The organism is Microbispora sp. CA-135349 (assembly GCF_050947365.1).
Taxonomy (GTDB): Bacteria; Actinomycetota; Actinomycetes; order Streptosporangiales; family Streptosporangiaceae; genus Microbispora.
This window is the reverse complement of record NZ_CP192001.1, coordinates 1,316,102-1,327,059: the sequence shown is the minus strand read 5'-3', so window position 1 is coordinate 1,327,059 and position 10,958 is coordinate 1,316,102. Positions and strand designations below refer to the sequence as shown.

Below are 10,958 nucleotides of genomic sequence, written 5' to 3'. Positions count from 1 at the left end.
GCTCCCATCGCCGCAGGGGCGTACGACGCTCCCGGCGACCGCCGCCTCAGCAGGTGCCCGCCCCCTCGGTATAGCCGTCGGCGAAGTACTGCTGGCGCTGCCGCGGGGTGCCGTGGGCGTCCGGCGCCCACCAGATGTCGGTGGGATCGCCCGCCGCGTGGAGGTTGGCGAGCAACTCCTCGTCGTCGCCCTGATCGGCGCTCAGCGCCCCCACGCGGATCAGCCCGCTCAGCGCGGCGCCCGCGTAGCAGTCGGCCTGAAGCTCCCGCTGCACGTTGAACCGGAAGTCCTCGACGAGCTGGGCCTGCACGGCGTGCCCCAGCTCGTGCGGGATGACGACGTAGACCGCACCGTCGCCCAACTGGTCGTACATCGCCTTCAGCCAGGCCTCGTCATAGGCGATGAAATGGCCGTACGGGCAGTAGAAGGCGTTTTCGGGCACGGCCGGCCGCCCGCCGCAGTCGGGGCCGTCGTCGCCCCGGTAGGCCACGAACCGGGAGATCGGGCGGTAGGTTCCCCCGCTCTGCCGGAAGCGCTGTGCCCAGAACCATTCGGTGAGGCACCGGGCGAGCTTGACGTCGCCGGGGAAGTCGTCCCCGGTTCCCTCACACGGCGTGCCCCGCGACGCCGCGTCCCCCGGCCGCGCCCGGTCCGGCGGCGAGCCGGTGAGCGTGCCACAGGACGCGACGAGGACCGCAAGGAGCAGGAGCACGGCCAGTGTTCGGCGGGTCATTTTCAGGTGAATACCCATTTAGGCGGCAAAAATTTGCGCCGTCGCCGAACGCGAGAGTTTTACATGCCCCAGGTGTGCACGGGCTCGTTGGTGTGCATGTGCTGCAGGTAGCGAAGCGTCATGCGGCGCAGCGCCTCGTGGTCTCCGCCGAACGCGCGGGCCGTCCTGACCTGCCAGTCCGCCCCCGTACGGCCGGTCACGCAGCGCCGCTCGATGATGCCGAGCAGCCGGTCGCGCTGGACCGGGTCGACCTCCCACAGGTCGAGCCCGTGATAGGCCATGGGCAGCAGCCTGCGCAGGATCAGCTCGGCGGCGGGCACCTCCCCCAGGCCCGGCCAGTAGAGGCGGGCGTCGAGGCCGTACCGCGCCGCGTTGCGGAGGTTGTCCTCGGCGGCGGCGAAGGACATGCGCGTCCACACGGGCCGCTCGGCCGATGGGAGCACGCGCATGAGCCCGTAGTAGAACGCGGCGTTGGCCGCGATGTCGGCCACCGTCGGCCCGGCGGGCAACACGCGGTTCTCCACCCGCAGGTGGGGCACGCCGTCCGAGACGTCGTAGACGGGCCGGTTCCAGCGGTAGACAGTGCCGTTGTGCAGCCGCAGCTCGTGCAGCTCGGGCACCCCGCCCTCGTCGATGACCCGCCTCGGGTCCTCCTCGTCACACAGGGGCAGCAGCGGGGGAAAGTAGCGGACGTTCTCCTCGAACAGGTCGAAGACCGACGTGATCCACCGCTCCCCGAACCACACGCGCGGCCGCACGCCCTGGGCCTTCAACTCCTCGGGCCGGGTGTCGGTGGCCTGCTCGAACAGGCTGATCCTGGTCTCGCGCCACAGCTCCTTGCCGAACAGGAACGGCGAGTTGGCCGCGACCGCGACCTGCGGGCCGGCGATGACCTGGGCCGCGTTCCAGTGGTCCGCGAACGTCTCGGGGCTGACCTGCAGGTGGAGCTGCACGCTCGTGCACGCCGCCTCGGGGGTGATGCTGTCGGCGTAGGTGTCGAGCCGGTCCACCCCGTCGATCACGAGGTGCAGGTCCTCGCCGCGGGCGGCGAAGATCTGCTCGTTCAGCAGCTTGTAGCGGGGATTGGCCGACAGCGTCCCCTCGCTGACGTCGGTCTCACGCAGCGTCGGCAGAATGCCGACCAGCATGAGCTGCCCGCCGACGCGCGCCGCCCGCTCCTGCGCCCGGTTGAGGCGCAGCCGTACGGACTCCTCCAGCAGGCGGCTGCCCTCACCGGACAGCACCTGCGGCGGAATGTTGATCTCGACGTTGAACTGGCCCAGCTCCGTCGCCCAGTCGGGCTCCGCGATGGCGGCCAGGACCTCCGCGTTCTTCATCGCCGGCTCGCCCCCGGAGTCGACCAGGTTCAGCTCGATCTCCAGGCCCATCTGAGGCCGGTCGAACCCGAACCGCGACTCCCGCAGCATCTCGGCCAGGATGTCCAGCGACAGCTTCACCTTGTCCCGGTAGCGGCGGCGGTCCTCCCTGCTGAAGGAGACGGAGGGTACGTCACGGCCCATTCAACGAGCGTCGCACGCCGAGGGCCGGTAGCACCAGACGGGGTCAGACCAGACGTCGTGCGGTGGCCCAGCGCGACAGCTCGTGGCGGTTGGACAGCTGCAGCTTGCGCAGCACGCTCGACACGTGCGTCTCGACGGTCTTCACCGAGATGAACAGCTCCTTGGCGATCTCCTTGTAGGCGTAGCCCCGGGCGATCAGCCGCAGCACCTCGCGCTCCCGCTGCGTGAGCGAGTCGAGCTCCGGGTCGATGGGCGGGGCCTCCGTCGAGGCGAACGCGTCGAGGACGAACCCGGCCAGCCGCGGCGAGAACACCGCGTCGCCCTCGGACACGCGGTTGATCGCGTCGGTCAGCTCCGTGCCGCTGATCGTCTTGGTCACATAGCCCCGGGCGCCGCCCCGGATGACCCCGATCACGTCCTCGGCCGCGTCCGACACCGACAGCGCGAGGAAGCGCACCTGGGAGCCCGAGCCGAGCACGCGCCGCAGCACCTCCTGGCCGCCGCCGCCCGGCATGTGCACGTCGAGCAGCACCACGTCGGGCTGCAGCTCGCCGATCGCCTTCACGGCCGACTCCACGTCCTCGGCCTCGCCGATCACCTGGATCGAGGGCCCCAGCTCGGCCCGTACGCCGGAACGGAACAGCCGGTGGTCGTCAACGATCAGCACGCGTACGGTCTTCATCAAAATCCTCCGAGGAAACCCCCGCCTCCAGGCGGGAGAGGAATCGGACTTGCTACGGAGCAGGGTAGAGGCAGGCGTTTCGCCGCCAGGGGAAACCGCCGTAGGAACACATGCGCGAGAACCGATCGTGCATGATGTGGGGCATGCGCCGGACCGTGAAGCGGGCCTACAGGTACCGCTTCTACCCGACCCCCGAGCAGGCCTGCGAGCTTGCCCGGACGTTCGGGTGCGTACGCCTGGTCTACAACAAGGCCTTGGAGGAACGGACCCGCGCCTACACCGTGGAAGGCCGCCGTATCTCCTACGTTGAGTCCTCGGCCTCGCTCACGGCATGGAAGCGCAGCGAGGAGCTGGCGTTTCTCAACGAGGTGTCCAGTGTGCCGTTGCAGCAGGCGCTGCGGCACCTGCAGGCGGCGTTCGCGAACTTCTTCGCGCGCCGGGCCAGGTATCCCACCTTCAAGTCGCGCAAGAGGTCCCGAGCGTCGGCGCGGGACAGCCGCAGGCGCCTGACCAAGGCCCAGCGCTCGCTGGCCCGCAAAGCCAAGGGCAGCGCGAACCGGGCCAAGGCCCGGCTCAAGGTCGCCCGCATCCACGCGCGGATCAGCGACCGCCGCCGAGACTTCCTGCACAAGCTTTCGACTCGGCTCGTCCGCGAGAATCAAGTGGTCGTGATCGAGGACCTGACGGTGCGGAACATGGTGAAGAACCACGCCCTCGCCCGCTCGATCTCGGATGCGAGTTGGAGGGAACTGCGGTCCATGCTGGAGCACAAGGCCAACTGGTATGGGCGGGAGTTGCTGGTTGTAAACCGGTGGTTTCCCTCTTCCAAGTTGTGCTCGGCCTGCGGGGCACTGGCTGAGTCGATGCAGCTGCATGTCCGGACCTGGCAATGCGCCTGCGGGGCGGTCCACGACCGGGACGTCAACGCCGCCAAGAACATCCTCGCCGCCGGGCTGGCGGAGAGGTGAAACGCCTGTGGAGCTGGTGTAAGACCTCAACGAGAATCCTCTCGGACGAGGCGACCGGCGGTGAAGCAGGAAGCCCGACCGGCGACGGTCGGAATCCCCTCCCTTCGGGCGGGGAAGGATGTCAATTTTCCCTCTTCATGGTCAGCATGACCTCGGTTCCGTCGCCGGGCTCGGTCCTGACCCGGGCGCTTCCCCCGTTGCGCTCCATCCTGCCGATGATCGACTGGCGGATGCCCATCCGGTCTCCGGGGACGTCGTCGAGCACGAAGCCCTTGCCCCGGTCCCGGACGAACACCGTCACCTCGTCGGGCTCGACCTCGGCGTAGACGGAGACGGTCGGAGCACCACTGTATTTGCACGCGTTGACCATCGCCTGCCGGGCGGCGTGCAGCAGGGCCACCAGGCCCTCGTCCAGCTCGCAGTCGCCCACGCAGACGACCTCGATCTGCACGCCGTGGGCGTCCTCCTCCTCGGCCGCGACCCGCCGTACGGCGGCGGCGAGAGAGGCGTCGGCGTCCTGCTTGGGCTGGTAGAGCCAGTTGCGCAGCTCCCGCTCCTGCGACCGGGCGAGCCTGGCGACCTCCCGCGCGTCGTGCGCGTTGCGCTGGATCAGGGTGAGCGTGTGCAGCACCGAGTCGTGGACGTGAGCGGCCACCTCGGCCCGCTCCTCCTGCCTGATGCGCTCGGTGCGCTCACGCTGCAGCTCCTTCACGAGCGAGGCCAGCCAGGGCGCGGCGATCATCAGCATGCCGCCGACGACCACCGCCGTGAACACCAGCCCGGTCTTCGCCTTGGCCAGCTCGCCGCTCGCGGCCAGGAAGCCGATCGCGCCCACGACAACGAGCAGCGCCCCGATGCCGGTGCGCACCCAGGTCGTGCTGACCTGCTTGACCGCGCCGGACATCCACCGCTGCCGCCGCCCCGGGTCGGCCTGCTGCCACAGGATCAGCGCGCCGATGCCGCCGACCGCGATCGGCCAGGTGCCGAACCCGCCGCTGGAGGCGCCCGTCAGCCAGGCGAAGCCCGCCAGAGCCAGCCACAGCACGCCGTACGAGGCGAGCTGGCCCCACTCGCGGGCCGGCTCGGGTCCCTTCACCTCTTCCTTGGGGGTGAACATCCACAGCGCGGCGTACGCCACGAGGCCCAGCCCGTCGACGACGGTGAGCAGCACGAAGGCGAGGCGCAGCACGACGGGGTCGAGCCGCAGCTGGGCGGCGGCGCCCTGCGCGACGCCCGCGACCACCCGGCCCGAGAGGGGCCGGACCATCCGGGGGTACGCCGCTGGGGCGTTAGGCATCTCAGACATCTCGGGAAGCATCGTCACACGTCACGGAGCATGAGCGCATCAGGGCATGCCCTGACGCCGTCCCTGAGGGGTCGGGGACGAGTCAGGGTCCGTGCGGCGGTTTCTCTTCGTGTTTCCGCTACCTGAAGGATCGGTCCTGCGGAACCGCTCTGCGCTCGTGTGATTACGGATACTGTTGGATCACGCCATCGGCGTGCGCGCCGCCCAATTGCGGATGGCGCATCGGGCGCTGGAGGATACGGCGAGGCAGATGTTCGAGGAACGACTGGATCGCGAAATCGAACCGGAGTTCGCGGTCGAACTGGACTCGGTCGGCCGCAGCACCGGCGTCGAGCGGGAGATCTCCGACGAGGAGACGATCAGGGAACCGTTCGACCCTGAGAAAATTGACGTGGCGACTCGAACTCCCACTGTTGACCTACTGCTGGCCAGGATACGACGGGGTGCGCTTGACCTTCAGCCGGACTTCCAGCGGCTCGCCGGAATCTGGACGCAGCAGGCACAGAGCAGGTTGATCGAGTCCATGCTGCTCCGCCTTCCGTTGCCGACCTTCTACGCGGCCGAGGCTGACGACGCACGGTGGGTGATGGTCGACGGCGTCCAGCGACTGACGGCCATGGCACGCTTCATCGATCCCGAGAGCATCGGGGCGGCCCCTCTCACTCTGAAACATCTTGAGTATCTGGGACCGGATTACGAGGGCAAGCGGTTCGCCGACCTGCCGGGGCGACTACAGACGCGCCTGCTGGAAACCGAACTGGTGGTGCACCTCATCCGGCAGGGCACGCCGGAGCCGGTGATGTTCAGCATCTTCGCCCGGATCAACACCGGGGGACGACCGCTCACCCGGCAGGAGTTGAGACATGCCCTGATTCCCGGGCCGGCACGGAGCCTTCTGCACGAACTGGCCGAGTCGGAGCCGTACCAGAAAGCGACACTCGGCTCGGTCTCTCCGGAACGTATGGACGATCGCGAGATGGTGCTGCGCTTCATCGCGTTCCGGCTCACTGAACCCGACCACTACAACCGCCGGGACTTCGATGACTTCCTCCGCGATGCGATGCACGAGATCAACAGGCTCAGCGGGACGCAGGTGTCACGGCTTCGCGAGGAGTTCTCCAGGGCCATGGAGGCGGCACGGGAAATCTTCGGACAGTGGGCCTTCCGTAAATTCGTCGGCGGCCATCGTCGATCGCCGATCAACAAGGCACTGTTCGAAGCGGTGGCGGTCGGCCTCGCCCGGCGTTCCGACCGGGAGCTGGCCCTGCTGCGGGAGCGGCGCGAAGAGGTGCTGGCACGGCTGTTCACTCTGATCCGTGAACACGACTTCGAACGGGCGATCTCCTACAGCACCGGTGACATCGTCAAGGTCCACCGGCGCTTCAAGGCCGTCGATATGACCCTGCGGGAGGTCGCCGGTGATTGACCGGCTCAGTGTCACCAATTTCAAGGCGTTCGCCTCCGCCGACATCCCGCTCGCCCCCTACACCCTGCTCTCCGGGCTGAACTCCAGCGGCAAAAGCACGATCTTGCAGGCGTTTGCGCTGCTACGCCAGTCCTACGATGCTCTGCACGAGGATGACGGTGGCTTCCTGCTCAATGGAGACCTGGTTGAGCTTGGGGTGGGGCAGGACGTTCTCCATGAGGACTACGTCCGCCTGGACGACGCGGAGCCGCGCATTCAGCTCGCCCTGCGATACCGAGACGTCGACTACTCCTGGTCGGTGCGTTATGAGCGCGAGGCGGATCTTCTACGGGTGGACGACGGCCACGATCACCCCGATCCTGTCCTGCCGCCGCCACTGTCCGGAACCGGTTTCCAATACCTTCGCGCCGATCGCATCTCCCCTTCGGTCAGTTACCCACGCTCACATGAGATTGCAGTCAGGCGTGGATTTCTCGGCTCGCGTGGTGAGCACGCGGTCAACTTCCTGCGGCACTTCCAGGACGAGCCGGTGCGCGATGAGCACCTCCGGCATCCGCAGGCTCGTTCAAGCCGCCTCCTCGACCAGGCCGAGGCATGGATGCAGGAGATATGCCCTGGCGTCAACCTACAGGCGGAGGCGATTGAAGGTACCGACTCCGTCCGGCTGAGCTTCCGGTTCGGCACCGCCGGGCTGTCCGCGAGCAATCGGTACCGGCCGACGAATGTCGGGTTCGGTCTGACCTACGTCTTGCCGGTGGTGGTGGCGTGCCTGACCGCCAGGCCGGGCGGCCTCCTGCTGATCGAGAACCCGGAGGCCCACCTGCATCCTCGCGGACAGACCGGGATGGCGACCCTCACGTGCGCGGCAGCCGCCGCCGGCGCGCAGGTCGTGGTGGAGACACACAGTGACCACGTGCTCAATGGTGTCCGGCTCGCGGTGAAGGAGCGCAAAATCCCTGCGGGAGACGTCTTGTTGCATTACTTCCGCAGAAACATCGGCGGAATAGAGATAGCCAGCCCTACTGTGGGACCGGACGGAATGATCTCCCATTGGCCCGAGGGCTTCTTCGATGAGTGGGAGCGTTCGCTGGATCGCCTTCTGGACTGAACCAGGCGCGTAAGGACCCCCCATGACTGTCCTGCTGTTCTTCAACGAGCTCTCTGCAACGGTGGAGGCGCCACAGCATCGGACCGACCACGTTATGGCCGAGTTCGTGGATCTGCTGAGAGCGATCCGTGGCTGGCGTGGCGACATCGCCCTCGTCACCGCCGTGGAGTTGAAGTCCATGGAGCTCGCGCCCGGTTACTCCGTACAACAGTGGATCGCTGCCAGCGGCGCCAATCGCGATCGCTGGCGATTGATCCGTGCCCTACAAAATCGCGCCCCCTACCGGTCCGTGCTGGCCGAGGAGGCAGACGCGAATGTCGAGTATCGGTACGGCGATCGACTCGCCGAGGGCATCGGAGCGGCACATCTGTCAGACGGACTCGCCGTGAGCCTCACCTATGACACGGTCTGGGACCGTACCTCGCTCGATGTCCGGCGGAAGATGCTCGTCGAGGACGATTCGGGAGAGGTGTCGTTACGCGAGGACACCGTGGAGGTACGTCACGCCGCCGCTCCTGGGCATGCCGTGGTGCACAAGGAGTGGGTGCAGGAGACGGGACGCGACGGTCTTGTATCGGGCGACGCAATATGGGAGAGCAGGACCTATTTCTTCCCCCACCTCTGCTTCCTTCCCCGCGTCGAGAGGGATCTGCGGGAGTTGCGGCAGGACTGGGTACGGCCGGTAGCCAGTGCACTCCTGAAATTGGAGCGATCCATCTCAGAGTGGAGCGCGAATTCCGCCGCCCTACCTCAGTGGCAGACCTATGTGAGCCAGGAGTTCGAGGGACGCGAGCGGCTGTGCCGCTTCGTAGATTTAGACGGCCTCACACGTGTCTTTGAGTGGCATGCCAGGTTTACCCCGGGAGCAGGGCGGCTTCACTTCCGTCTGGTAGCCGAGGATCGTACGGCCAGGATCGCCTACATAGGGCTCAAACTCGGTATCTGAGAGCCCTGACGCCGTCCCTGAGGGGTCGGGGACGAGTCAGGGGTTCCCCCGATGGCAGGGGTATGACCGGCGAGGCCAGGATGGGACCATGACCGAGGCACCACCGACCCCCGCTCCCGACTCCGCCGGCACGCCCGAGCCCGAGAAGGTGCTGAGCCGTTCCCGCGACGGGCGCGTGATCACGGGCGTCTGTGCGGGTCTCGGCAGGTTCACGGGCATGGACCCCGTGCTCTTCCGGGTCGGTTTCGCGGTGCTGGTCCTCGCCTCCGGCACCGGCGTCATGCTGTACGTCGCGGCGTTCCTGCTGATGCGCCGGCCGGGCGGCGGCCCCGGGCACCTGGAGCAGTGGACCCGGCGGCTGTTCGACGCCGAGACCGTGCTCGCGCTGCTCGCCGCGGTCTTCGCGTTCGGCCTGATCATCAACGTCGCCTCCGGGGGGATCAACCGCGGCACGATCGTGGTCGGCACGCTGCTCGCCATCGTGCTGATGGCCGCCCACGCGCGCGGCGTCGACCTGCTGACGATGGCCAAGTCGATGCCCGACCGGGCGACCGGACGCCGCGGCATGACCCGGACCCCCTCGAACTTCGCGCCGTTCGCGCCCTTCACCCCGCCTCCCGACCGGGAGCCGTACGGGCCGGGAGCGCCGGCGCAGGAGACACCGCTGCGCGAGACGCCGGCGTCACAGGCGCACGCGTCACAGGACCCGCCGAAGGACGTCGCGGGCCAAAGCCCGGCGGCCCCCGGCGCGGCAGCGGACGACACCGCGATCCAGGACGCGATGGTCCAGGAGACCGCGATTCAGGACCCGGCCGGAAAGGACCCCGCGGGGAAGGACACGGCCGGGAAGGACACGGCCGCGGACGACACCGCGATCCAGGACGCGATGGTCCAGGACCCGGTCTCGGCGGACAGAGCCGCCGACGACACGATCGTCCAGGACGCCGTCGCCGAGGACGCGCCTGCGTCGGCCGGGCGGGCCGACGCCGACCCGCCGACCCGGCCCTTCGAACCCGTCGCCCGCCTGGCCGCGGAGCCCGCCCCCGACGCGTACACCCCGGACCCCAACACTCCCGGGGGCCCGAACACTCCCGGGCCGGGCGTTTCCGGGGCGCCGGGCGGCTGGGCGTCCGGAGCACCGGGGCCCTCCGTCTCCGAGGCTCCGGCCGGCGACGGGTACCGGCGGCTGTCGGACCTGGCCCGTGAGGCGCGAGCGGGCGCGTACGGTCATGGCGCCCGGGAGCCCCGGCAGCACCGCACGGGCGGACTCGGATCTGGAGGACACGGGGCCGGAGGGCACGGATACGGAGCCGGGGAGCCCTTCGCCCCGCACGGCCCCTACAGCAGGCCGGAGGCGTACCAGCCCTACGCTTCGCCCTACCCGCCGAGCCCGTACGGACCGCCTGTGCCCCCGCCTCCGCGGCCGGCGAAGCCCAAGCGCCCCAGGTCGTTCGTCGGCGGCCTCACCATCTGCCTCGCCCTGATCGTTGGAGGGATCATGGTCACCATGCAGCGGACCGGCTCCGGCTCGGTCGGCCTGCCGGTCGTCGGCGGGGCGGTCCTGGTCACGATCGGGGCGGGCCTGCTCGTCGCGGCGTGGTTCGGCCGGGGCGCGGGTCTGATCGCCACCGGAACGATCGTGGCCCTCGTGCTGGTCGGCAGCTCGACGGTGAACGGCATCCCCCGCAAGGTCGGCAACTTCGTCTGGCATCCTGTCGGCTCCGTCCAGTCGCCCGGCACTTATGAACTGGGCCTCGGCGAGGGCAAGCTCGACTTGAGCGACGTGACGCTCAGGCCCGGCGTCCGGCTCAGGTTCGACGCGTCGGTGTCGCTGGGACAGCTCACGGTGATCGTTCCAACGTCTGCCCGCGTGGAGGTGCACGGCTCCGCCAAGCTGGGCGAGGTGAAGATCGATCACAGGGTCGAGGACGGCACGGACGTACGGTTCGACCGCGTCCTGGAGCCGGAGACGCCCGTCGAGGGCGACGCCCCGACGATCGAGTTGCACGTCAAGGCCGGACTCGGCGACGTGGAGGTGCGCCGTGCTGCCTGAGTCCCAGCCCGAGCGCCCGCGCCGGGTGCACCGGACGAACTGGATGTCCCTACTGTGCGGCCTGCTGTTCATCGGCATGGGCATCCGCTACCTGACCGGGCCGGATCCCGACGCGGTCGTCATGGCGCCCATCCTCGTCGGAGGTCTCGGGTTCGCGGCCTTCGTCGCCATCCTCGCCAAGGCCATCCGCCGCTGACCCGCCATGGCGGGTCGGCG

The 10,958-nt window shown here is 68.7% G+C and carries 9 protein-coding genes and 1 pseudogene; 6 read left to right on the top strand and 4 right to left on the bottom strand.

The window, feature by feature from the left end:
• Positions 1-46: 46 nt before the first annotated feature.
• From ACQPZZ_RS06630 to ACQPZZ_RS06620, 3 genes are read right to left on the bottom strand one after another with little or no spacing between them, the layout of a single operon-like run.
• Positions 47-733, bottom strand: a complete 687-nt coding sequence (locus ACQPZZ_RS06630; protein ID WP_432929872.1) for a neutral zinc metallopeptidase — start codon at positions 731-733, stop codon at positions 47-49.
• A 59-nt stretch (positions 734-792) separates the two neighbouring features.
• Complete coding sequence (locus tag ACQPZZ_RS06625) at positions 793-2,253, bottom strand: glutamate--cysteine ligase (protein WP_432929870.1); 1,461 nt, start codon at positions 2,251-2,253, stop codon at positions 793-795.
• 43 nt (positions 2,254-2,296) lie between these two features.
• Positions 2,297-2,935, bottom strand: coding sequence for a response regulator (locus ACQPZZ_RS06620; protein WP_432929868.1), 639 nt, complete (start codon positions 2,933-2,935; stop codon positions 2,297-2,299).
• Between the two features lie 143 nt (positions 2,936-3,078).
• On the opposite strand from ACQPZZ_RS06620, the pseudogene ACQPZZ_RS06615 reads away from it, so the two are divergent.
• Positions 3,079-4,053: pseudogene (locus ACQPZZ_RS06615) on the top strand (RNA-guided endonuclease TnpB family protein).
• Here the strand turns inward: ACQPZZ_RS06615 and ACQPZZ_RS06610 are convergent.
• Entirely contained in the window at positions 4,025-5,200 is a 1,176-nt protein-coding gene (locus ACQPZZ_RS06610; protein ID WP_432934298.1) for an ATP-binding protein, read from the bottom strand. The pseudogene ACQPZZ_RS06615 and the gene ACQPZZ_RS06610 overlap by 29 nt on opposite strands.
• 184 nt (positions 5,201-5,384) lie before the next feature.
• Between ACQPZZ_RS06610 and ACQPZZ_RS06605 the strand changes: the two genes are divergently transcribed.
• The 5 genes from ACQPZZ_RS06605 to ACQPZZ_RS06585 all read left to right on the top strand — a co-directional run bounded on the left by ACQPZZ_RS06605 (position 5,385) and on the right by ACQPZZ_RS06585 (position 10,938).
• On the top strand, positions 5,385-6,635 hold the full coding sequence (locus tag ACQPZZ_RS06605) for a DUF262 domain-containing protein (RefSeq protein ID WP_432929866.1): 1,251 nt from the start codon (positions 5,385-5,387) through the stop codon (positions 6,633-6,635).
• Positions 6,628-7,743 (top strand): DUF3696 domain-containing protein, encoded by a 1,116-nt coding sequence (locus ACQPZZ_RS06600; RefSeq protein ID WP_432929864.1) that lies wholly within the window; start codon positions 6,628-6,630, stop codon positions 7,741-7,743. The genes ACQPZZ_RS06605 and ACQPZZ_RS06600 overlap by 8 nt, the downstream gene beginning before the upstream one ends.
• 22 nt (positions 7,744-7,765) lie before the next feature.
• A complete protein-coding gene (locus ACQPZZ_RS06595; protein ID WP_432929862.1) occupies positions 7,766-8,689 on the top strand; it encodes a hypothetical protein in 924 nt (307 codons plus the stop codon).
• An 88-nt stretch (positions 8,690-8,777) separates the two neighbouring features.
• The gene (locus ACQPZZ_RS06590) at positions 8,778-10,742 is read left to right on the top strand and encodes a PspC domain-containing protein (RefSeq protein ID WP_432929860.1); all 1,965 of its coding nucleotides are present in this window, start codon (positions 8,778-8,780) and stop codon (positions 10,740-10,742) included.
• On the top strand, positions 10,732-10,938 hold the full coding sequence (locus tag ACQPZZ_RS06585) for a hypothetical protein (RefSeq protein ID WP_432929858.1): 207 nt from the start codon (positions 10,732-10,734) through the stop codon (positions 10,936-10,938). The genes ACQPZZ_RS06590 and ACQPZZ_RS06585 overlap by 11 nt, the downstream gene beginning before the upstream one ends.
• Positions 10,939-10,958: the final 20 nt, after the last annotated feature.